General features: G+C 68.9%; 19 protein-coding genes. 8 read left to right on the top strand and 11 right to left on the bottom strand.

The genetic code is table 11. The features are described 5' to 3' along the window. Window position 1: 1 nt before the first annotated feature. The 6 genes from AC6CR5_RS09760 to AC6CR5_RS09735 all read right to left on the bottom strand — a co-directional run bounded on the left by AC6CR5_RS09760 (window position 2) and on the right by AC6CR5_RS09735 (window position 5590). Entirely contained in the window at window positions 2-973 is a 972-nt protein-coding gene (locus AC6CR5_RS09760; protein ID WP_026384465.1) for a FecR domain-containing protein, read from the bottom strand. A 199-nt stretch (window positions 974-1172) separates the two neighbouring features. After that, entirely contained in the window at window positions 1173-2732 is a 1560-nt protein-coding gene (gene murJ, locus AC6CR5_RS09755) for a murein biosynthesis integral membrane protein MurJ (protein WP_006384005.1), read from the bottom strand. Between the two features lie 258 nt (window positions 2733-2990). After that, window positions 2991-3749: a 3-hydroxyacyl-CoA dehydrogenase gene (locus AC6CR5_RS09750; RefSeq protein WP_006384004.1), complete on the bottom strand. Its 759-nt coding sequence runs from the start codon at window positions 3747-3749 to the stop codon at window positions 2991-2993. Between the two features lie 132 nt (window positions 3750-3881). Beyond that, window positions 3882-4538, bottom strand: coding sequence for an adenylate kinase (gene adk, locus AC6CR5_RS09745; RefSeq protein ID WP_020928458.1), 657 nt, complete (start codon window positions 4536-4538; stop codon window positions 3882-3884). A gap of 92 nt (window positions 4539-4630) precedes the next feature. After that, window positions 4631-5395: a 3-deoxy-manno-octulosonate cytidylyltransferase gene (gene kdsB, locus AC6CR5_RS09740; protein ID WP_054436851.1), complete on the bottom strand. Its 765-nt coding sequence runs from the start codon at window positions 5393-5395 to the stop codon at window positions 4631-4633. A 12-nt stretch (window positions 5396-5407) separates the two neighbouring features. After that, window positions 5408-5590 (bottom strand): Trm112 family protein, encoded by a 183-nt coding sequence (locus AC6CR5_RS09735; protein WP_006384001.1) that lies wholly within the window; start codon window positions 5588-5590, stop codon window positions 5408-5410. Between the two features lie 195 nt (window positions 5591-5785). On the opposite strand from AC6CR5_RS09735, the gene AC6CR5_RS09730 reads away from it, so the two are divergent. Further along, the gene (locus tag AC6CR5_RS09730) at window positions 5786-8023 is read left to right on the top strand and encodes an IgaA/UmoB family intracellular growth attenuator (protein ID WP_498085573.1); all 2238 of its coding nucleotides are present in this window, start codon (window positions 5786-5788) and stop codon (window positions 8021-8023) included. On the opposite strand, the gene lpxK is transcribed toward AC6CR5_RS09730, so the two are convergent. Genes lpxK through AC6CR5_RS09715 form a run of 3 tightly spaced genes read right to left on the bottom strand, consistent with a single transcriptional unit; the run spans window position 8020 to window position 10093 of the window. After that, window positions 8020-9069, bottom strand: coding sequence for a tetraacyldisaccharide 4'-kinase (lpxK, locus tag AC6CR5_RS09725; RefSeq protein WP_047991204.1), 1050 nt, complete (start codon window positions 9067-9069; stop codon window positions 8020-8022). The two genes, AC6CR5_RS09730 and lpxK, sit on opposite strands and share 4 nt — an antisense overlap. Next, window positions 9066-9479 (bottom strand): ExbD/TolR family protein, encoded by a 414-nt coding sequence (locus AC6CR5_RS09720; RefSeq protein ID WP_024069536.1) that lies wholly within the window; start codon window positions 9477-9479, stop codon window positions 9066-9068. The genes lpxK and AC6CR5_RS09720 overlap by 4 nt, the downstream gene beginning before the upstream one ends. Continuing rightward, a complete protein-coding gene (locus tag AC6CR5_RS09715) occupies window positions 9476-10093 on the bottom strand; it encodes a MotA/TolQ/ExbB proton channel family protein (protein WP_020928454.1) in 618 nt (205 codons plus the stop codon). The genes AC6CR5_RS09720 and AC6CR5_RS09715 overlap by 4 nt, the downstream gene beginning before the upstream one ends. 355 nt (window positions 10094-10448) lie before the next feature. Between AC6CR5_RS09715 and xseA the strand changes: the two genes are divergently transcribed. The 6 genes from xseA (at window position 10449) to pcaF (ending at window position 20710) form a co-directional block, all read left to right on the top strand. After that, window positions 10449-11813 carry an exodeoxyribonuclease VII large subunit gene (gene xseA / locus AC6CR5_RS09710; protein ID WP_038503967.1) on the top strand — a complete coding sequence of 455 codons (1365 nt, stop codon included), beginning with the start codon at window positions 10449-10451 and terminating at the stop codon, window positions 11811-11813. A 73-nt stretch (window positions 11814-11886) separates the two neighbouring features. Continuing rightward, window positions 11887-15156, top strand: coding sequence for an ankyrin repeat domain-containing protein (locus AC6CR5_RS09705; protein WP_498085572.1), 3270 nt, complete (start codon window positions 11887-11889; stop codon window positions 15154-15156). 129 nt (window positions 15157-15285) lie between these two features. Continuing rightward, window positions 15286-15864: a superoxide dismutase [Fe] gene (sodB, locus tag AC6CR5_RS09700; RefSeq protein ID WP_006383994.1), complete on the top strand. Its 579-nt coding sequence runs from the start codon at window positions 15286-15288 to the stop codon at window positions 15862-15864. Window positions 15865-16150: 286 nt separating this feature from the next. After that, on the top strand, window positions 16151-17878 hold the full coding sequence (locus AC6CR5_RS09695; protein ID WP_498085571.1) for a methyl-accepting chemotaxis protein: 1728 nt from the start codon (window positions 16151-16153) through the stop codon (window positions 17876-17878). Between the two features lie 96 nt (window positions 17879-17974). After that, window positions 17975-19384, top strand: coding sequence for a chloride channel protein (locus AC6CR5_RS09690; protein ID WP_498085570.1), 1410 nt, complete (start codon window positions 17975-17977; stop codon window positions 19382-19384). 120 nt (window positions 19385-19504) lie between these two features. Further along, the gene (pcaF, locus tag AC6CR5_RS09685; protein ID WP_006383991.1) at window positions 19505-20710 is read left to right on the top strand and encodes a 3-oxoadipyl-CoA thiolase; all 1206 of its coding nucleotides are present in this window, start codon (window positions 19505-19507) and stop codon (window positions 20708-20710) included. Between the two features lie 116 nt (window positions 20711-20826). On the opposite strand, the gene AC6CR5_RS09680 is transcribed toward pcaF, so the two are convergent. Further along, window positions 20827-21345, bottom strand: a complete 519-nt coding sequence (locus AC6CR5_RS09680) for a DUF192 domain-containing protein (protein WP_006383990.1) — start codon at window positions 21343-21345, stop codon at window positions 20827-20829. Between the two features lie 92 nt (window positions 21346-21437). After that, window positions 21438-21683, bottom strand: a complete 246-nt coding sequence (locus AC6CR5_RS09675; protein ID WP_006220277.1) for a cold-shock protein — start codon at window positions 21681-21683, stop codon at window positions 21438-21440. Window positions 21684-21909: 226 nt separating this feature from the next. Between AC6CR5_RS09675 and clpS the strand changes: the two genes are divergently transcribed. Continuing rightward, window positions 21910-22224 carry an ATP-dependent Clp protease adapter ClpS gene (gene clpS / locus AC6CR5_RS09670; RefSeq protein WP_006383989.1) on the top strand — a complete coding sequence of 105 codons (315 nt, stop codon included), beginning with the start codon at window positions 21910-21912 and terminating at the stop codon, window positions 22222-22224. Window positions 22225-22397: the final 173 nt, after the last annotated feature.

The raw sequence follows: 22397 nt of genomic DNA, 5'->3' as shown, positions 1-22397 counted from the left end.
GTCAGGCCGCGACGTTGATCGAGACGAACCAGGGCGTATAGCGCCGCACGTGGATGGGCATCTGGTCCTGCAGCGCATCCAGCGCCGCGTCGGTGTCGTCCAGCGGGAAGTGGCCGGATACCGGCAGGCCGCCGGCGGCCATGGAGACGCGCAGCGTGCCGCTGCGGTAAGGGCGCAGGGCGGCGATGACTTCGGCCAGCGGGCGGCCGCGGGCGTCGACCCAGCCGGCTTCCCAGGCGGCTTCGGCCACCAGTTCGGCGCGTGGCGTGTCGATGCGCGAGACGTCGAAGCGCGCGCCGGTGCCGGCGCGGACGATGCCGTGGGCGCCGGCCATGGTTTCCACCACGACTTCGTGTTCATGCACCACCACCACCGTGCGCTGGGCCTGCTGGCGCACCATGTAGCGGGTGCCCAGGGCGCGCACGGTGCCCTCGGCGGTCTGCACCAGGAAGGGACGGCGCGCATCGGGCGCCACCGACACGGTGACGGCGCCATCCAGCAGGCGCACCTGGCGGTAGGCCGGGGTGAAATCGAGGTTGACGCGGCTGCGCGCGTCCAGCAGCAGCTGGCTGCCGTCGGACAAAATGTAGCGCCGGCGCTCGCCGGTGGCCGTGGCGGCATCGGCCGCGACATTGCTCAGGGGGTAGAAGGCGTTGCCCACGTAGGCGGCGCAGGCGCCCGCGCTGGCGAGCGCCAGCGAGCCGGCCAGGAAGCGTCGGCGCGGCGGCACGCCGACGGCTGCGGGGGCCGGCGCAGAGGGAATCAACGGTGGCGGGGCCGCCGTGGCATAGCCGGCCGGATAGGCGTCGCCCAATCGGCCGAAATTCGATCCCGTCAGAGTGCCGGTCAATTGCTGCCAGGCATTCTCATGAAGAGGATCTGCTGCTCGCCACGCCAGGAAATCGTTGTAGTCCTGCGCTGTCGCTTTACCGGAGCGCAGCAGCAGCAACCAATTGATTACTTGGTCCGCCATGGGGTGTCCTTGGGCGTACTTCACTTCATCACGCCGCCTGCGAAAGCGTCAGGCGGGAATCCTTTCGATGGCAATTTGTAAATAATAAAGGTTTTTTACCAAAGATTACCGCCTCCTTGTCAATTCTTGACGGATCAAATGCAAAAAAAGCCGGCGGGTAGCCGGCTTTTTGCGGAGGTTGTGGCAAGAATGCCTGAAATCAGCCCGCCGCCCGGCGTCCGAAATCTCGGGGACGGAACCCAAACAGTAACAACATGCCGAAGTAGACCGCGCCGCTGGCCGCCAGCACGCCGCCCAGCCAGAGCGCGCGGTATCCGGTATGGGCCTGCAGGCCGATCCAGTCAATACGGCCGTCGGCGTAGACCAGCAGGGCCGCCAGCGCCGCCAGGGCCGGAATCAGCCGCAGGGCGAAACGACCCCAGCCCGTGCCGGGCTGGTAGACGCCACGGCGCCGCAGCCCGATCAGCAGCGCCAGCGCGTTCAAGCAGGCGCCCAGGCCGATGGCGAGCGCCAGGCCGGCGTGGGCCAGCAGCGGCACCAACGCCAGGTTCATCAACTGGGTCAGGACCAGCACGCCGATGGCGATCTTCACGGGCGTGCGGATGTCCTGCTTGGCGTAGAAGCCGGGCGCCAGGATCTTCACCGCCAGCAGCCCGATCAGGCCGGCCGAATAGGAAATCACGGCCAGCCGGGTCTGCAGCACGTCCTGCGCCGAAAACGCGCCGTAGTGGAACAGCGTGGCCACCAGGCCGTCCGACAGCAGCGCCATGCCCACCGCCGCCGGCAGGCCCAGCAGCAGCACCAGCCGCAGGCCCCAATCCAGCAGGGCGCTGTAGCCGCCATGGTCGTCGCGGGCATGGGCCGCCGACAGGCTGGGCAGCAGCACGGTGCCCAGCGCCACGCCCAGCAGCGCGGTCGGGAATTCCATCAGGCGGTCGGCGAACGACAGCCAGGTGACGCTGCCGGGCGTGAGCCAGGTGGCGATGTTGGTATTGATCAGCAGCGAGATCTGCGCCACCGATACGCCGAGCGTGGCCGGCGCCATCTGCTTGAGGATGCGCTGCACCGTCGGGTCGGCCCAGGCCTGGCGAAAGCGCAGCGAGAAGCGCGGCGTCAGGCCCAGCCGCGCCAGCGCCACCCACTGCACGGCCAGTTGCGCCACGCCGCCTATCATCACCCCGATCGCCAGGGCGTAGACCGGCACGTCCATGCGCGGCGCCAGCCAGAGGCAGGCGCCGATCATGGACAGGTTCAGCAGGACGGGCGTGAACGCCGGCACCGCGAAGCGCCGCCAGGTGTTGAGCACGCCCGAGGCGAACGCGATCAGCGACATGCAGAAGATGTAGGGGAACATCACCCGCGTCATCCAGACGGCGGCGCCGAATTCGGTATCGCGGGCCGCGCCGCGCAGGCCGCTGGCCATGGCCGACACCACCCACGGCGCGGCCACGATGCCGATCAGCGTGATCGCCATCAGGGCCGCGGTCAGCAGCAGGGCCACGCGGTCGAGCAGGGCGCGGACCTCGGTTTCGGAACGGTTGTTGCGGGCATGCCCCAGGATCGGCACGAAGGCCTGGGCGAAGGCGCCTTCGGCGAACAGTCGGCGCAACAGGTTGGGAATGCGGAAGGCGACCCAGAAGGCGTCAGTGATGGGGCCGGCGCCGAAGGCGCGCGCCACCAGGATGTCGCGGACCAGCCCGGAAATACGGGATAGCAGGGTGAAGCTGCTGACGGTGGCCGCGGAACGGAACAGGCTCATGGGGTGACTGGATGGAGGCGGGCGGCCGTCAATAGGAAGTTGCCTTCCTCGAAGGGAAGAACCGTTGCATGCCTGGGCGCTTCAAAGGATGGCTTTTCCCCGCCGGGCCGCCCCAAGGGGAAAAAGCCCCCTCGGGGGGCAGAGAGCCCCCGCAGGGGGCGAAGCGTGGGGGCATTTTCCCCGCCGGGCCGCCCCAAGGGGAAAAAGCCCCCTCGGGGGGCAGAGAGCCCCCGCAGGGGGCGAAGCGTGGGGGCATTTTTACTTCGGGGGCATCCGGATGGCGCCATCCAGGCGGATCGTCTCGCCGTTCAGCATGTCATTGGTGATGATGGCGTGCACCAGCTTGGCGTAGTCCTCCGGGCGGCCCAGGCGGGCGGGGAAGGGGATGCTGGCGGCCAGCGAATCCTGCACTTCCTGCGGCATGCCGAAGATCATCGGGGTGCCGAAGATGCCGGGGGCGATGGTCATGCAGCGGATGCCGGTCTTGGCCAGGTCGCGGGCGATCGGCAGCGTCATGCCAGCCACGCCCGCCTTCGATGCGGCGTAGGCCGCCTGGCCGATCTGGCCGTCGAACGCGGCGACCGACGCCGTGTTGATCATCACGCCGCGTTCGCCGGTGGGCTCGGGCGTGTTGCCGCTCATGGCCTCGGCGGCCAGGCGCATCATGTTGAAGCTGCCGATCAGGTTGATCGAAACGACCTTCTGGAACAGATCCAGCGGATGCGCGCCGTTCTTGCCGACGATCTTGGCGGCGGGGGCCACGCCGGCGCAGTTGACCAGGCCGAACAGGGTGCCGAGTTCCTTGGCGGCGGCAACGGCGCGCTGGCCGTCGGCCTCTTGCGTCACGTCGCAGTGCACGTAGCGCTGGCCGAGTTCCTTGGCCAGTTCCTCGCCGGGACCGTCCTGCAGGTCGGCGATGACCACCTTGGCGCCGTTGGCCACCAGCATGCGCACGGTGCCGGCGCCCAGGCCGGATGCGCCGCCGGTAACGATGAATACCTTGTTCGCGATTTCCATGTCTCTACCACCAGATCAATTCAAGGGATGAAAACGGCGCGCCGGGCGCCGGATGCGACAAGGCCTTCGGGCCGGGGCCGGAACGCGTTGCGTCCGGCCGGCGCCGAAGGCCTGGGGCCTGCGAAGCGCCGATCAGCTCTTGACGGCTTCGAACAGGCGCGACTTGATTTCCTCGACCGCGCCGACGCCGGAGATCTTGCGATATTTCGGCGCGTCGGCGGGGCTCTGCTGCGCCCACGACGAGTAGTAGTCGACCAGCGGACGGGTCTGCTGGCGATACACGTTCAGGCGGTTGCGCACCGTTTCCTCGCGATCGTCGTCGCGCTGGATCAGGTCTTCGCCAGTGACGTCGTCCTTGCCTTCGACCTTGGGCGGGTTGAAGCGCACGTGGTAGCTGCGGCCGCTGGGCTGGTGCACGCGGCGCCCGCTCATGCGTTCGATGATGTCTTCTTCGGGGACTTCGATCTCGACCACGTAGTCCAGCTTGACGCCGGCGCTCTTGAGCGCGTCGGCCTGCGGGATGGTGCGGGGGAAGCCGTCGAACAGGTAGCCGTTGGCGCAGTCGGGCTGCTTCAGGCGATCCTGGACCAGGCCGATGATGATCTCATCCGAGACCAGGCCGCCGGCGTCCATGACCTTCTTGGCTTCGATGCCCAGGGGCGTGCCGGCCTTGACCGCCGCGCGCAGCATGTCGCCGGTGGAGATCTGCGGAATGCCGAAATGCTGGGTGAGAAACGCGGCCTGAGTGCCTTTGCCGGCGCCGGGAGGTCCGAGCAAGATGAGACGCATGAGTGCTCCTGAATGGGGTTTATTTTTTGTGATCCGAGCGATTATGCCGCAATGCAACAGCCTCTGCGGGGCCGCGCCATGCGAAATAACCCTTATATACGATTGCTGTAGATCAAGCGAACGCGTTCCAGGTCGGCCGGGGTATCTACGCCAGCGGCGGGAGGATGCGACGCCTGGTGGACGACGATGACGTGGCCGTGCTCCATGGCACGCAACTGTTCCAGCGATTCGAACCGTTCCAGCGCGCCTTGCGGCAGGGTGGGGAAGCGGCGCAGGAATGACACGCGGTAGGCGTACAGGCCGATGTGGTGCCAGGCCGGCAGCCCCTCGGCCAGCACGCGCTCGCCGCCGGCCAGCGCATCACGTGCCCACGGGATCGGTGCGCGCGAGAAATACAGCGCGCGGCCGTCGGTGGCGCAGACCAGCTTGACCACGTTGGGATTGAACAGCGCCTGGGCGTCCGCCAGCGGACAGGCGCAGGTGGCGATGTCCGCCCGCGGGCTGTCGGCCAGGCGCGCGGCCACGGCGTCGATGAGTTCGGGTTCGATCAGCGGCTCGTCGCCCTGCACGTTGACCACGATGGCGTCGTCGGGCAGGCCGAGTTGTTCGACCGCCTCGGCCAGCCGGTCGGTGCCGGTGAGATGGTCGCCGCGCGTCATCAGCGCCCGCACGCCGTGGGCCTGGGCGGCCTGCTGCACGCGCGCGTCGTCGGTCGCGACATAGACCTGCGCGGCGCCGGACTGCGCGGCGCGTTCGGCGGTGCGCACCACCATCGGCTTGCCGGCGATGTCGGCCAGCGGCTTGTCGGGCAGGCGGGTCGAGGCGGCCCGCGCCGGAATCAGGGCGATGAAGCTCACGATGGGGACGGGTCAGGAAGAAGCGGGGGCGTCGTCCAGCGAGCGCGCCTCGGATTCAAGCATGACGGGAATGCCGTCGCGCAGCGGGAACGCCAGGCGGTCGGCGCGGCAGACCAGTTCGGCCTGGGTCCGGTCGTGTTCGAGGCGGCCCTTGCACAGGGGGCAGACGAGGATGTCGAGAAGGCGGGATTCCATGAGCGCGATTCTAAAACAGTTTGGGCGCGGGCAGCCCGCGGGCTGCCGCCCGGCACGCCGGAAAGGGCGGACGCCAAGCCGCCGGATTACTTGTTCTGTTAATTATTGTCATATTTTGACGCGGCCGAAGGAAATTTCGGGACGGATAGTGGCCTATGATCCGCCGCGACGTGAGGAAAGAGGAAAAACAGGACAATGGATTCCAACACCATACGCATCGGCCTGATGCTCATCATCCTGGTCTGGTCGGTCATCAGCGCCATCACCTACATGGCGCGCCGCAGCGGCAACAAGGGCGCGCTGCGCGAACTCAAGCAGGAAGGCCAGCCGCTGCGGCGGCTGAGCGCGCAGGAGCAGGCACTGGTGCAGCCGTTCCTGGTGCGGCCCGCCAAGCCCACCCAAAGTGTCGCGTTGCTGAATGACGGCGTGTTCCCGCTGCGCGGCGCCTTCGTGCGCCACGGGCTGGAATCGGGCCACGGCGCGGCCACCATGCACGACACCCTGGGCGGCGTCGACGTGGTGCTGCCTTATGACGCCCGCGACTATCTGCGCGAGGACAACCAGGCCGAAGTCGTGATGACGGAGAAATTCACCATCGTGGTGGCGCTGAACGGCGAATTCGACCTGGCCGGCGGCCGCGAGCGCGAGGCGCGCCGGCAGAAGCAGAACCAGCAATGGTCCAGCGGCAAGCTGGGGGCGATGCAGAACGTGGTCGATGCCGAGGACGTCACCGCGGATGGCGCGGGCCAGGCGCCAGACGCCCAGGCCGAGCGCGAGTTCGCCGAGGCCATGCGGGTCGAGATCCTGAGCCAGCGCGAGGAAACGCCCGCCGAAATCGCCTGGCGCCGTCCGGCCGGCATCGCTTTCTGGCCCGCCATGCTGTGGCTGGCCGCGTTCGTCTGCCTGGGCGTCGCCGCGGCGGGCGGCGGCATGGCGTGGCTGGCCTCGGCCGCCGCGCCCGCGCTGCTGGCGGTCTGGCTGACCTGGCGCCGCCGCCCGCTGGGCGCGGCGCAGAAGGTGAACCGGGTGCGCGGCGAACTGAACGCGATCGTGCTGACCAATCCGGCCAACGCGCAGGCGGTGTCGACCCGGTTGTTCCTGGGCGACAAGGTGCCGGTGTCGCTGCCCGACCATTGGCGCGCCAACCTGGAGTTGCCGGACGACGGCCGCGTCGACGTGGACCTGCGGGTGGAAGACTATGCGGTGCTGCGCCTGGGCAATCGCTTTTCCGTCGATGAAGAGCAGCGCCTGTTCCCGCGGGTGGCCTGGGGCCGGCATGTGACGCTGGCGCTCGCCGGCCTGATTGCCGGCGCGGCGCTGGGCCTGATCGGCGGCGGCGATCTGCGCGGCGACATCGCGCTGGCGTCGGCCTGGGCGCGCGGCGCGCAGCCGCGGGTCTACGACACGGCCGCGGCGCTGGCCCAGGATCCGCCCGCGCCCGGAGACGTGGTGGCCTTGAAGGGCATGGGCCGCTGCCAGTTCCAGCCCGATGCGTACCGTCAGGACGAGGTGCGCTTCGACTGCGAGCGGATCCGTTGGCAGGGCGATGCGATCCAGGCCGACGAGCTGCGGGTGGCGCCGGCCGCGCTGGCGCTGTATTCCGGCGGTTTCCTCAAGACCCGGGCCAATCCGATGATGGACCTGCTGGTCCGCAACCAGATCTACGGCAGCATGGCCGGCAATCCGCTGGCCGCCTACAACGCCCGCAATGTGTCGGCGGTGACCGTGAACCGCGTGACCGACCTGGTGCTGACGATCGAGCTGGCCTGCGAGGCCGCCACCGGCCAGGCCATCGCCGAGTGCGATCGCCTCAAGGCCGAGACGGTCGACAGCCTGATGCTGGCGCGCGACGAGCCGGACAGCTGGCTGGCACTGCTGCGGCTGGCACAGGGCGGGGCCCTGAAGCAGCGGGGCAATGCCGATGACGGCGTCATCATCACACGCGCCGCCAACCTGCTGCGCGGCCTGGCCAGGAGCAGCATGGAGCCGCAGGTGCGCGAGGCCCTGGCGCGCGCGGGCAATGACCTGATGGCGCGCCAGCGCGGCGGTGTGGTCCTGCAAGTGTGGCCGGGCCGCTACGCCGATCTGCCGCAATTGCCGCCGCGCGACGACATGCCTGATCCGCTGCAGTCGTGGGTCCATCAGACCGCGATGCTGGCGGCCGATGGGGCCCGGCCGTTCCAGGCAGGCGGCGTGGTCACCGCGGTCGGGCGCGAGGCGTCCGGCGCCACTGTCGTCGACATCGATGCGCGGCGTTCGCTGGACGATCCGTGGCCGTCGCTGGCGCGCGTGCTATGGCTGGCGTTGGCACTGCTGCTGGTGGCCGTGCATGTGCCCCTGGCGGCGCTGCGGCTGCGCGCGGCGGCGGCCCGCAAGCGCGGCCTGGCGGAATACGCGCAGCGTCCGACCGCAGCGCGGCCCGCCTTCTTCTAGGAGCGGCGCGGGGCGCGCTGGCGCAGCGCCTGCGCCAGCCAATCGAACAGTTGCGGGTCGGAAAAACCGGCCCGCACCGGCACTTCCCACAGGCGCGCATCGTGCAACGCGGCGCACTTGATCGCGTCCTTGGACGTGACCAGGATGGCCTGCGCGGCCAGCGCCTGGAACGGTGAACTGGCGTAGTCGTGGTGGTCGGGCAGCGGCAACGTCGCCGCCAGTGTGATGCCCTGCGAGCGCAGGGTGCTGAAGAAGCGTTCGGGATTGCCGATGCCGGCGGCCGCTGCCACGTCCGGCTGGCCGGCGAAGGTGGCCAGCGGCCGGCGCGCGCCGCCCTCGATCTGGCGCGCCTCTCCAGGCTCCAGCCACATGTCGACCTGGCGCGGCCCCATGCCGGTCGACGCCGCCGCGCGGCCGTCGGGCACGCCGATATTGGTGATCACCGCGTCCACTTCACGCAGCCGGGAGGCCGGTTCGCGCAGGGGACCGGCGGGCAGCAGCCGGCCATTGCCGATGCCGCGCCGGTCCTGCACCACGATTTCCACATCCCGCGCCAACGCCAGGTGCTGCAGGCCATCGTCGGAGACGATCACGTCCACCCGCGGATGCGCCTGCAGCAGCGCCTGCGCCGCCAGCGCGCGGCGCGGGTGTACCGAGATGGGCGCGCCGGTGACGCGCGCGATCAGCGCGGGTTCATCGCCGAACCGGGCCGCGTCCAGCTCGCCCTGGCCGACCCGCGCCTGGGGCCCCAGCTTCACGCCGTAGCCGCGGCTGACCACGCCCGGCGTGTAGCCGCGGGCGCGCAGGCCCTCCACGGTGGCGATGACCATCGGGGTCTTGCCGGTGCCGCCGACGTAGATGTTGCCGATCACCACGACCGGCACGGGCGCGCGGTAGGCCGGCTTGCGGCCGTCGCGATAATCGGCGCGCTTGCGCGCCACGACGCGGGCGGTCAGCGCGGCCAGCGGCCGCAGCAGGGTGGAGAGCCAGCCGCCGTGCTGCCATTGGCGCGCAAGCAGCGAGGCCTTGGGAGACGGCGCGCTCACCGGGCGGTCTGGGCAGCGAAGTTGACGCGGCCGATGCCGGCCAGGCGGGCTGCTTCCATCACGTTGATCACGGACTGGTGAGTGGCCTGGGCATCGGCGTTGATGATCACCAGCGGTTCGGTCTTGCCGGCGGCGGCCTGGCGCAGCAGGTCGGCGATCTCGGGCGGCGTGGACACGTCGATCAGGGTGCCGTTGAGGGCGTAGCGCCCGTCCTGGCTGATGGCCACTTCCAGGGCCGGCGGGGTTTCCTGCTCGGCCGACGCCTGCGGCAGCGTGACCTTCAACTGGGTGTAGCGGGCGAACGAGGTGGTGGCCGCCAGGAAGATCAGAATGACCAGCAGGACGTCGATGAGCGGGATCAGGTTGATGTCCAGCTCGTCGCGGTCGCCCCGGACGCCACGGAAATTCATGGGCGGTCCTCGCGCGAGGCGGGCGAGACGGCGCGCGCCAGGCGCGCCGCGGCGATTTCCATGGTGTTCAGGTAGCCCTCGACCCGGCCGCGCAGGTAGCGGTGGGCGATCATGGCGGGAATGGCGATGAGGATGCCGAAGCCGGTGTTGTACAACGCGATGGAGATGCCGCGCGCCAGCTGCGCCGGATCGCCGCCTTCCGGCGTGTACGAGCCGAAGATCTCGATCATGCCGACCACGGTGCCGAACAGGCCCATCAGCGGCGCTACCACGGCGATGGTGCCGATGGCCGGGATGTAGCGGCTGAGGTCATGGGCGACGGCGCGGCCGGTGTCCTCGACCACGCTGCGCAGTTCCTCGCGCGGCAGGTGGCGGTGGCGCATGACCTCGGCCAGCACGCGGCCCAGCGGGGAATTGCGTTCCAGGCGGTTCAGGGCGTCGGGGCTGTCCTGGCGGTTGCGCAGCATCTCGGCCACCTGCTCGTTCAGGCCGCGTGGCATGACCTGGCTGCGGCGCAGGGACAGGAAGCGCTCGAAGATCAGCGCCAGGCCCAGCACGGAAGTCGCCAGCAGGGGCCAGATCGGCCAGCCGGCCTCGCGCAAGATGGAAAGCAAAACGGTCAACTCCAGGGGAGGGCCGAAGGGCGCGAAGGGGGCCGCGCGTCGGCATCTGATCAAGCCGAAACTGTAACGGCGCGGCGGGGATGTGGCAAGGGCGGCCGGCCGCCAAGCTATCCACAGAATTTGTGGATAATTCTGTGCAAAACTTCGCCGGAAGGCTTGCGGGCACAGGGCTTGCGCTTGTTTGCGCTTATTTCGAGCAGCCTGTGTTGGGTAAAAATTCCATAAAAATCATATCCTTAGGTCGAATTTGCTGGCTTTCGGGCCAGCCGCGGCAAAAATGCCCGGACGCGGTATCATTGCGGCCCGCTACGTATGCCCTGTGGACAGGTACGCATCGGAAAGCCTTATGACAATTGAACTTGCAGTCACAAACAACGTATTCACGCGGGATATCCTGACAGTTGCCCAGCTGAACCAAGCTGTGGGGCAGTTGTTGGAGCGCAGCATCCCGGCGCTGTGGGTGCGCGGCGAGATTTCGAACTTCACGCAGGCGGCTTCCGGGCATTGGTACTTCACGCTCAAGGACAGCCGCGCCGCGGTGCGGGCCGTCATGTTCCGGGGGCGCGCCAGCGCGGTGGGTTTCGTGCCGCGCGCCGGCGACCAGGTTGAAATCAGGGTCAGGGTGTCGCTGTACGAGCCGCGCGGCGACTACCAACTGCAGGTCGACGCCATGCGCCGCGCCGGTATCGGCAACCTCTACGAGGCCTTCCTGCGCCTGAAGGAGCAGCTCAACGCGGAAGGCCTGTTCGATCCCGCCCGCAAGCGCGAACCGGTGCCGCTGCCACGCGCCATCGGCGTGGTCACCTCGCTGCACGCCGCCGCGCTGCGCGACGTGCTGTCGGCGCTGGCCCGGCGCGCGCCGCAGGTGCCCGTCATCATCTATCCGGCGCCGGTGCAGGGCGCCGACGCCGCCGGCCGGCTGGCGGCGCAGATCCGCCTGGCGAACGCCCGTTGCGAGGTCGACACGCTGCTGCTGGTGCGCGGCGGCGGCAGCATCGAGGATCTCTGGAGCTTCAATGACGAGGCCCTGGCGCGCGAGATCGACGCCAGCGCCATCACCACCATCAGCGGCGTCGGCCATGAAACCGACTTCACCATCGCCGACTTCGTCGCCGACGTGCGCGCGCCGACCCCGACCGCGGCCGCCGAGCTGGCCTGCGTGCCGCGTTCGGAACTGCTCGGTCGCGTCATGTATGCGGCCGAGACCCTGGCGCGCGGCCAACAGCGTCGACTGGAGCGGGCGGCGCAGCGGCTGGACCGCGCCGCCGCGCAACTGGTGTCGCCGGCCCAGCGCCTGGAGCACCAGCGCGAACGCCTGAACAGCCTGAGCTACCGCCTGGCCTCGGCCTGGGCCGGTCCGCAGGCCCGCCGCGGCGCCCGCGTCAATCTGCTGGCGCAGCGCCTGGCTCACCGCGTGCCCGACGTCCGGCGCGGCGCCGAACGGCTGGCCGCCGTGACGCGTCAATTGGGCCAGGCGCACGCGCGCCTGCTGGCGCGTCGGCGTGACCAGCTGGCCGCGGCCGGCGCGCAACTGCGCGCGCTCGATCCCGGCAATACGCTGGCGCGCGGCTATGCCATCGCCCGAGACGCCGACGGCCGCATCGTGCGCGATGCGGCCGGTTTGGCGGCGGGGCAGGGCCTGGACCTGAGCTTCGCGCAGGGCGGCGCCCGCGTCGAGGTCAAAGAGGTCCGCGAAACGCGGGAGCCCTGACGCCGGCGCGGCAGGGCGGTGCAAGGTCAACTCGGCCCGCGCAATGGCCGGCCGGCGAGGTGGAACAATGCGGTTGAACACACGCAAGTCGGCGCGCGCGGCGCGCCCCGTTGCTCGGCGAGCGGTCCTGTGGGCGGCTCTGCTCGCCATCTCCATCGTGGCGGCGCAACCGGCGCGGGCCGACGGCGCCGTAAACGCGACCGCAAAGGCCGCGACGCGCGCCGCGGACGCCTCGGCGTCCGATATCCCGCTGGATCCGCCACCGCCGCCCGCCGCGCCCGCCACCGGGCCGGCGTCCAAGGCCGATTGCGATTGCACCTCGCCCTATCGCGACTACCGCGCGGCCGAAACATCCGACACCCGCGCCCTGTTCAGCGCGGTGGCCGCCAGCGACGAAGCCGCGTTCAGCGCCGCGTTGGGCAAGGTGGAGCGGCCGGGCGACTATGCCCTTGACGGCGTGCCGCTCCTGCACGCGCTGTTGACGCCTGCGGGCAAGCGCGGCAAACATGTGTATTGGGACATGCCGGCGCAAGAGGCCGCGCGCTTGCGCCAGGCCTATCGCGACGCGCTGCCAGCGCGCACGCGCATGCTCCAGGCCCTGCTGGCCACCAGGCCGGCGCTCGACGACATCACCTACGAATCGCGCCGCCCGTCGCTGCAACTGGCGCTGCTGTATGGCTCGCCCGAGATGATGGACATGCTGCTGGCCGCCGGCGCGCGGCCCGACCAGCGTGGCGACGAGAACAAGACCCCGCTGGAATTCCTGCTCAACCGCGACTTCGAATTCGCGGTGCGCATGACCTACCTGCCCAGGCTGCCCGATCGCCAGGAAACCACCCGCATGGTGCTGGCGCTGCTCAAGGCCGGCGCGGCGCGGCCGTTTGCCGCCATCGACGAACAGGCCGATGACGCCACGCGGCGCGCATTCAAGGACGCGGACGGCCAGCCGCGCAAGGCCGCGGATTATCTCGCGTGGGGGCCGCTGGTCGAACTGACCGAGGGCGCCGAGGTGGTGCGGGCCCTGGCCGCCACCGGCACCCGGCCGGCCTACGACGATGGCGCCAGCCCGCTGGCGCTGGCCGCCTACACAGGCAACGCCGGCGCGACCGCGGCGCTGGCCGAAATGGGCCCGCGCACCACCCCGGACAAAGCCTACGGCGCCACCGGCGACCTGGATCTTTGGCTGGACGCCGCGCAGGCCGCGGTCGTGGCGGGCCATGGCGACATCGCCGCGCCGCTGTTGCGCTCGGGCATGCCGTTCGACCAGCGCGGCCCGCGCAACGGCGCCGATCCCGCCGTCTTCGTCAGGATGCAGGCCGAGGAACAGCCCATCATGAACCTGGCCGCGGCCAAGGGCGACACGGCGACGCTGCAACGCCTGCTGGCATTGGGCGCGCCGGTCGACGGCGACGCCGGCGACGCGCAGGGCGACACGCCGCTGGCGGACGCCGTGCGCGCCAGCCAGACCGACGCGGCGCGCGCGCTGCTGGCCGGGGGCGCGAATCCGGCCGCATGGCGGCAAGGGTATGAGCGCAAATCGGCCATCGAGCGCGCCATCGAGGCGGACAACGCGGCGCTGCTGCGCGAACTGCTCGCGGCCACGCCGCGCGAGGCCTTGCAGGCTCTGCTGGCCGACTCCGCGCATTCGCCGCTGGCGCTGGCCCTGCGCCAGCCCGGCAGGCAGGGCGCCGCCATGTTGCGGCTGCTGGCCGATGCCGGGCTGGACCTGAAGACGCTCGATGCGGACGCCATACGCCAGGCGCTGGAGAATCGCGATGCGGCAATGGCCACGTACCTGATCGAAGCCGGCGTGCCCGTCAATCCGGCGCCCGCCGCCGCCACGTCGAACGATGCGTTCGACGGCAAGGGCGTGCCGCCGCTGCTGACGGCGGTGACTTCGGGCCAGGCCGCGATGGTCGACCTGCTGCTGGCCAGGGGCGCCGACCCGCTGGGCATCGCGCCGGACGGTCGCAGCGCCTTGTACTGGGCCATTGCCGGTGGCGACGATGCGATGCTCGAGCGCCTGCTGCGCGCCGGCGCCAGGATGGACGATCCGCGCCTGCCTCGCGCCCCGACGCCCCACGCCTTGTTGAATGCGGCGCTGCTCTCCGGCGACATGGCGCGGGTGGCGCGCGTGGCGCAAGGCAGCGGGCAATCCGCCGAGGCCGCGTGCCTGCCGCCGGGCGGCGAATATGTCCTGCTGGACCGGCCGGGCTATTTCGCGCAACTGCAGGCGGCCGGCTATCGCGGCGCGCGCGATGATTGCGCGCGTCAGGAAGGGGGGCTGCCGCAACGCCTGCTGTCGGCGTTGCTGCGCGACCGGCAACTGGCGGTCGCGCGACGCGACACCGTGGTCGACGTATTGCGGCGCGTGAAGGAAATGGGCGCGGACCTGGACGCGCCGCAAGGCGAGCGCGGCGCCACGCCGCTGGGCGCGGCCATCGAGCTGGGCCGCGCCGACCTGGCCGAAGCCCTGCTGGCCACGGGCGCCAGCGCGGATGCGGCCGATGCGCAGGGACGCAGCCCCGCCTGGTTGGCGCTGGCCAGCGGCCAGCCACGGATGCTGGCGTTGCTGGCGCGGCACCAGGCGCGCTTCGACGGCGCGGCCGCGCCGTCGGGGCAGTCTTTCAATCAGACGCTGGCATGCCAGGCGGCGCCGGACTTCGCGGCCGTGTTGCAGGCGGCCGGCGTCGTGCTTGAACAGACCTGCCCGCGCGCGCGGGCCGCCGGCAAGGCGACGGCCAAGTCGGCCGCGCGTATCCCCGGCCATTACTATCTGCGCGGCGTGCGTGAAGTGGGCAGCGAGCTGCTGCTGTCGGCCGACGGCAGCTTCGATTACCTGATGAGCTACGGCGCCACGGACATCCAGGCCAGCGGCACCTGGCGCAGCGATGGCAGGCAGGTGATCCTGGACACGCCGCCGATCCAGCCGTTTTCGGCGATCGGCAAGGTCGGCGCGGATGCGCGCGCGGCCGATGGCGACCAACTGACGGTGCGCGTGTATTACCAGGGGCGGCCCGTGAAGGTCGACGTGGCCATGTCCTCGGCCAGCGCCGATTACGCCGGCACGCCCAAGCAGTCGGAAGGGGCCGATGGCGTCAGCGCGCCGATCGCGCCGGGTGACCTGAAGGCCCTGGCCGTGTTCGTGCCCTTGCCCTCCGGCGCGCGCTGGCACAGCGTGGATGTGAGCAAGTCCGATATCACGGCGCGTGCCTTGCGCATCGATCTGGAATTGCCAGAATCCGCCAGTCGCACGCCGTTGCATATGACATTGGCATTGCGCGCCGATGGCGCGCTGGTGGCCGCGCAGGGCGGGCGCGAACTGCGCTATGAGAAAGAGTAGCGTTTACGCGCACGGTCATAAACACATACCTGTTAACCCCGCGTCGCCGCGGGGTTAACGCGGTATCCTCGTAGAGTTGCCGATACAATTGAACGGCTTGATCGTGCACTCAACAGAAGGAACCGACACATGGCACATACTCTTCCCCCCCTGCCTTACGAACTGGACGCGCTGGCTCCGCACATCTCGAAAGAGACGCTGGAGTTCCACTACGGCAAGCACCACCAGACCTACGTCACGAACCTGAACAACCTGATCCCGGGCACCGAGTTCGAGAACCTGTCGCTGGAAGACATCGTCAAGAAGTCCTCGGGTGGCATCTTCAACAACGCCGCGCAGATCTGGAACCATACCTTCTACTGGAACAGCCTGGCTCCCAAGGCCGGCGGCGCGCCGACCGGCAAGCTGGCCGACGCCATCAACGCCAAGTGGGGCAGCTTCGACGCCTTCAAGGAAGCCTTCAACAAGTCGGCCGCCGGCAACTTCGGTTCGGGCTGGACCTGGCTGGTCAAGAAGGCCGACGGTTCGGTCGACATCGTCAACACCAGCAACGCCGCCACCCCGCTGACCACGGCCGACAAGCCGCTGCTGACCTGTGATGTCTGGGAACACGCGTACTACATCGACTACCGCAATGCCCGCCCCAAGTACCTGGAGAACTTCTGGGCCCTGGTGAACTGGGACTTCGCGGCCAAGAATTTCGCCTGATTCCGCTGCGCGCCCGTCGCGCATCGCCAAGGCCGAGGCCCCTCGCATCGCGAGGGGCCTTTTTGTTTTCCGGGCCGTGGAAACGCCGCAGTAATTCTGTATTACATGGTCAAATTTTGTATATTGTCGAATCCATTTTGTCGAAAATGAGAATGAATCTCCCGTTCCTCGGGCCTAACCCGGGGAACGGCTGCCGCTATTGTTGATGGCAGTCTGCGGCTGAGCCATGGGGCCAAGGACCGCGGCATGGCCGCCCGGTACCGTGGTGTCTGACGGGAAGGCAAGCATGTTGCGGTTTTTTTCGAGATTGCATATCGGCGCGCGCATCGGCGTGCGCCTGTCGGGGGCGTTCCTGCTGGTGGCGTTGCTGGGCGGCATCATTGGCGCGTTCGGGGTGTGGGGGCTGGCCCGTATCAACGACATGAATGATCAGATCGCCCAGATCGAATTCCGCGGACTGTCCGACATCAAGGAGGCCAACATCAGCCTGATCGCGGCTGGCCGGGCGCGCAAGAGTTTCCTGGCGGCCACGTCCCAGGAGGAACGCCAGGCGCTGCGCGCCGAATTCGACCGCGATGTCGAAAACCTGGAGCGCCTGCGGGCCAAGGCCGCGCAGACCTTCATCCGCGAAAGTGGCAAGCGCCTGCTGGCGCAATTCACCGAAGCCGAGGAGCTCTGGAAGCGCGAGGCCATCGAATTCTTCAACGAGGCGCAAACGCAGCCGCTGGCGCAGGTCGATCCCGGCATTGCCAACATCACCAAGCGCGCGGCGGCGTCGTCGGGCAAGGCCGAGAGCCTGATGAGCGAGCTGGCGCAGGCCAAGGAAGAGGCCGCCGACCGCGCCGTGCAAGAAGTGACCGACCTGTATCGCAGCACCCGTCTCATCATGATCCTGCTGTCGCTGGCCGGCGTGGCCCTCGGCCTGCTGCTCGGCTGGCTGGTGACGCGCGGCATCACACGGCCCCTGGGGCTGGCGGTGGACGCCGCGCGTCGCGTCGCCAATGGTGACCTGAGCGGCAACATCCAGGTCACTTCGCGCGACGAGACCGGCGACCTGATGGCCGCGCTCAAGGCCATGAACGAGAGCCTGTCGCGCATCGTGCGCGACGTGCGCGACGGCTGCGAAAGCATCGCCTCGGCCTCGTCGCAGATCGCGCAGGGCAACGCCGACCTGTCGCAGCGCACCGAGGAACAGGCCGCGTCGCTGGAACAGACCGCGGCCTCCATGGAACAGCTCACCAGCACCGTGCAGCAGAACGCCAGCAATGCCGGCGAAGCCGAGAAGCTGGTCACCCAGGCCTCCGAGGTGGCGATCCGTGGCGGCGAGGTGGTCGACGTGGTGGTGCAGACCATGAGCGCCATCTCCGAAAGCTCGCGCCGCATCGCCGATATCACCAGCGTGATCGACGGCATCGCGTTCCAGACCAACATCCTGGCGCTCAATGCCGCGGTCGAGGCCGCGCGCGCCGGCGAGCAGGGCCGCGGTTTCGCCGTGGTGGCGGGCGAAGTCCGCACCCTGGCACAGCGTTCCGCCGTGGCCGCCAAGGAAATCAAGGCCCTGATCGACGAATCCGTTCATCGCGTCGAAGGCGGCACGCGCCAGGCCGACGAAGCCGGCAGCACCATGCGCGAGGTGGTCGACAGCGTGCGCCAGGCGGCGATCCTGGTGCACGAAATCGCCAGCGCCTCGGCCGAGCAATCGACCGGCATCGGCCAGGTCAACCAGGCCGTGGCGCAGATGGACACCGTGACCCAGCAGAATGCCGCGCTGGTGGAGCAGGCGGCCGCCGCGGCCGGCAGCATGCAGGATCAGGCGGGCCGGCTGTCGCAACAGGTGCGCCGCTTCAAGATCGAGGCCGGCGTGGTGACGATGGGCGCGGAGCCGCAGGCCCGCCTGATCCAGGCCGGCCGCGCCACGCCGCATCCGGCGCCGGTGGCGCCGCGCCAAGAACCGGTGGTGGCGCGCCCGGCGCTCAAGCACAGCCCGGACGAGGACGACTGGTCGTCGTTCTGAAGCGCGGATGCCGCGGTTTGTGGGCTGGCCGTCAGGCGGCGATGGTAAGGTGTAGCCACTTCCGGTTCAGCCTTGTCCTGCCGCCTGGCTTCGCTCATGTCCCTGCCCACACCTTTGCGTCGCGTCGCCACCAGCTCGCGCCATCTCCTGCGCCGCAAGCTGCGCCAAACCAACCGTCTGTCGCGCAAGAGCCTGCCGATGGCCCTGTTGCTTGGCGGCGCGGCATTGGTGGCGCTGGTGTCGCTGGGCTTCGCCTACCTGGCCGACCTGGCGTTGGAGTGGAATCGCGAATGGGTCGGCCGCGCCGGCTGGCTGGCCTTGCTGGTGCTGCCTTGCGCGCTGGCCGCCTTGCGCTGGGCCACGCTGCGGTTCGCGCCCAATGCCGCGGGCAGCGGCATTCCGCAGGTCATCGGCGCCTTGTCGCTGCCGCCCGGGCCAAGCCAGCGCAGCCTGGTGTCGCTGGCGCAGGTGCTGTGGAAGATCCCGCTGGCTTTCTGCGGCATGCTGGCCGGCGCCTCGATCGGACGCGAAGGGCCGTCGGTGCAGGTCGGCGCAGCCGTGATGCTGGCCTGGGGCGACTTCTGGAAACGCCGCGGTCTGCAGCTGCGCGGCTTCCATGCCAACGAATTGTTGGCGGCAGGCGCGGCCGGGGGGCTGGCCGCGGCATTCAATGCGCCGCTGGCCGGCGTCATCTTCGCCATCGAGGAATTGGGGCGCGGCACCGTGCTGCGCTGGCAGCGGCTGGTGCTGATCGGCGTGCTGGCCGCGGGCTTCCTGGTGGTCGCCGTGCAGGGCAACAACCCCTATTTCGGCACCTTTGCCGGCGCGCCGCTGGCCCACGGCATGCTGTGGTGGGTGCTGATCTGCGCCGCGCTCAACGGCGCGCTGGGCGGCATCTTCGCGCGCCTGCTGGGCAAGGGGCCGGCGGCGATGGCGCCGGCGTCGTGGCGCGCCTGGATCCGCGCGCACCCCATCTGGACCGCCTTCGCCATGGGCCTGGCCCTGGCGCTGATCGGGCTGGCCACGGCCGGCAGCGTCTACGGCACCGGCTACGGCGCAGCCGCCGACCTGCTGTCGGGCGAAACCCAGCACGCGTTGCCCGCCGGTTTCGGCCTGGCCAAGCTGGCCGCCACCGTGGCGTCGTATTGGGCCGGCATTCCGGGCGGCATCTTCACCCCCGCGCTCACCACCGGCGCGGGCATCGGCCATCACATCTGGGAGCTGGCGGGCGAGGGCGTGGACCAGCGCGTGCTGGTGCTGGTGTCGATGGCCGCATTCCTGGCCGCCGCCACCCAGGCGCCGCTCACGGCAAGCGTGGTGGTCATGGAGATGACGGGCAGCCAGCCGATGCTGTTCTGGTTGCTGGTCGGCTCGCTGCTGGCCTCGGGCGTGTCGCGCCAGTTCTGCCCGCAGCCGTTCTATCACCTGGCCGCCGGCCGCTTCCGGCGCCAGGCCATCGTCGAGGCGGGCCGCGCGGCGCGCACGAGCACGTCGGCCGTACGGTGAGTGAACAGCTGCTGGACACCGTCCGTGCAGCGGACATCCGGGGAATGCACCAACTTGGCGCGAAAACCGCTGCGTTAAGATCGACCGCATTCCATTTTTCCACTTCAATCCGAGCATCCCATGACCGTGCATGCCTTTATCTGTGACGCGATCCGCACCCCCTTCGGCCGCTATGGCGGCGCGCTGGCTTCCGTGCGCCCCGACGACCTCGCGGCCGTCGCCATCAAGGCGCTGGTGGCGCGCAACCCCGGCGTGCGCTGGGAAGAGCTCGACGATGCCATCATGGGCTGCGCCAACCAGGCCGGCGAAGACAACCGCAACGTCGCCCGCATGGCCACGCTGCTGGCCGGCCTGCCGGTCGAAGTGCCTGGCGCCACCGTCAACCGCCTGTGCGGTTCGGGCCTGGACGCCATCGGCAGCGCCGCGCGCGCCATCCGCGCCGGCGAAGCCGGCCTGATGCTGGCCGGCGGCGTCGAAAGCATGAGCCGCGCGCCGTTCGTCATGGGCAAGGCCGACAGCGCCTTCTCGCGCAACGCCGCCATCTACGACACCACCATCGGCTGGCGCTTCATCAACAAGCTGATGAAGGCCCAGTACGGCGTCGATTCCATGCCGGAAACCGCCGAGAACGTCGCCGACGATTTCAAGATCAACCGCGAAGACCAGGACCTGTTCGCGCTGGCCAGCCAGCAGAAGACGGCCCGCGCCCAGCAGGAAGGCTTCTTCGACGCCGAAATCGTGCCGGTCTCGATCGCCCAGAAGAAGGGCGATCCGATCATCGTCGCCAAGGATGAACACCCGCGCGAGACCAGCATCGAGGCGCTGGCCAAGCTCAAGGGCGTGGTGCGCGAGGGCGGCACGGTCACGGCCGGCAACGCCTCGGGTGTCAACGACGGCGCCGCCGCGCTGCTGCTGGCCGACGAAAAGGGCGCTGCCCGCCACGGCCTGACCCCGCGCGCCCGCGTCGTCGGCATGGCCACCGCCGGCGTCGCGCCGCGCATCATGGGCATCGGTCCGGCGCCCGCCACCCGCAAGGTGCTGGCCCAGACCGGCCTGACGCTGGACCAGATGGACGTGATCGAACTGAACGAGGCGTTCGCCGCCCAGGGCCTGGCCGTGCTGCGCCAGCTGGGCATCGCCGACAACGATCCGCGCGTCAATCCCAATGGCGGCGCCATCGCCCTGGGCCATCCGCTGGGCGCCAGCGGCGCGCGCCTGGCCACCACCGCGATCAACCAGTTGCATCGCACCGGCGGCCGCTATGCGCTTTGCACCATGTGCATCGGCGTGGGCCAGGGCATTGCCCTGATCATCGAACGCGTCTGATTTTGCGGCGGCCTCCGCCCGGGCCGCGTCCACCGGCGCAAGCCGCCCGGCGCGCCGGGCGGACATGAAAAAGGGAGCCCGCGGGCTCCCTTTTTGCATGCCTCGCGGCGGCCGTCTCAGGGCAGACCGTCGATCTTGCGGCCAGACTTGATGCCGTGCGCCTCGTACCAGCCCTGCGCCATTTCCAGCGCGTAGCGCACCGGTTTCTTGGAACAATGGGCGTCGTCGGTCTGCGGGGCCATGTCTTCGATGTTGACGATCGTGCCGTCGTCGGCGATAAAAGCGATCGACAGGGGCAGCAGGGTATTGCGCATCCAGAAGCACTGCACGTCGGGCTGTTCGAACACGAACAGCATGCCGTCGTTGCCGGGCAGTTCCTTGCGGAACATGAGGCCATCGCGGCGGGTGGCTTCCGTGTTGGCGACTTCTGCGCGGATAATATGGATACCGGCCGCCAGTTGCGTGGTGGGCAGCGGCGCCTGCGGACCCGACGGGACCTGGGCGCCGGCCGCCAGCGGCAGGGCCAGCGCGGCGGCGCTCAGCAGTGCCGTTGCCGTCCTGCGCGATGCCGCTTTAATGAACGCCGTCTTGAACAACGTACGACCGACATGAAACAAAGCAGCATTCTTCAGCATAACCCGACGCAGTAATAAGAAAATAACAAGGCGGGGCCCGAAAGCCCCGCCTGATAATGGCGCAACCTTACCGTTGCGCTGTAAAGGGTAACTCAGGCAGCGGTGATATTGAGCGCCTGTTTGCCTTTGGGCCCCTGGATTATCTCGAAAGCCACTTTCTGGCCTTCTTTCAGGGTTTTAAAACCATTCATCTGGATGGACGAGAAGTGGGCGAACAGATCTTCACCGCCGTCGTCGGGCGTAATGAAGCCGAACCCCTTTGCATCGTTGAACCATTTGACGGTACCCGTCGATTTGGGATTGTCCCCTTGGACGGCGGTTGCGGTCGTATCAGACATGCGGACTGCCTCATTGAATCGTATGTTGACAGAAGGGCATCGCGGCCTAGACCCCTGTCCCCCCTCCGGCTTCCTGGCAGATTTTCGATGAGTTGAAAACCCCAGAATGCGTGGATAATGCGCCGCTTTTCTTTGCGGAGTCAAGTATGGAAACTACGCATTTCTACGTGTAATTTTGCGTAAGTTACATGCAAGCCGTCCCCTGATTAAATAGAATAGCCGCCCTATGAGTTCTACCTTGGATACCCAGCACGATTTGGCCGTCGAAAAGGCACCGGCCCGCGCCGCGCCGCCTCCGATGTACCAGGTCCTGTTGCTCAATGACGACTACACCCCGATGGAGTTCGTCGTGAAGGTGCTGCAGAAGTTCTTCAATAAGAATCATGAAGAGGCCACGCGCATCATGTTGCAGGTGCATCACGAAGGCCGCGGCGTTTGCGGCGTCTATCCGCGCGACCTCGCCGCCACCCGGATCGCCCAGGTGGCGCAGTATGCGCGGGCCCGCCAGCATCCCTTGCAGTGCGTGATGGAACCGGTCTGAACTCGCAGGAACAGCGCCGCCACGACTGGCGGCGTTCTGCTGTACAGGGTTGCAAAAGCAGGAACCGCGCACCGAGAAGCGCGCGGCATTATCAGGTCGGCAGCTCCGCCGCAAAGGAGCATTGCATTCGAGTAGGCGGGGAGGTTTGCCGTGAGTGGAAAGAACAGCAAGAC

Source organism: Achromobacter sp. EG18 (assembly GCF_059759395.1).
This window is presented reverse-complemented; position numbering and strand designations above follow the sequence as displayed.